1 protein-coding gene is annotated in these 226 nt (G+C 59.7%); it reads right to left on the bottom strand.

From position 1 onward, the window contains the following. On the bottom strand, positions 1-226 hold a 226-nt coding region (locus EG19_RS14545; RefSeq protein WP_038050159.1), incomplete at both ends, for a proton-conducting transporter transmembrane domain-containing protein.

Here is a 226-nt window from a genome sequence, read left to right as displayed (position 1 = left end):
CCGTTGAGATCCCCCATGCCGGCCGCAAACACCCGCCCCAGAATCTCGTCCTTGGAGAAAAACCCGGAAAACACAGGGATACCAGCCAAAGCCAGGGTCGCCACCAAAAACGTCCAGTAGGTGGTGGGAAGATGCCGCTTCAAGCCCCCCATCTTGCGCATGTCCTGCTCCCCACCCAAAGCGTGAATGACGCTGCCGGAGCCCAGGAACAGGCAGGCTTTGAAGA

It is taken from the genome of Thermoanaerobaculum aquaticum (assembly GCF_000687145.1).
Taxonomy (GTDB): domain Bacteria; phylum Acidobacteriota; class Thermoanaerobaculia; order Thermoanaerobaculales; family Thermoanaerobaculaceae; genus Thermoanaerobaculum; species Thermoanaerobaculum aquaticum.
Note: the sequence above shows the minus strand (reverse complement) of the source record. Positions and strands in the feature narration are given on the sequence as shown.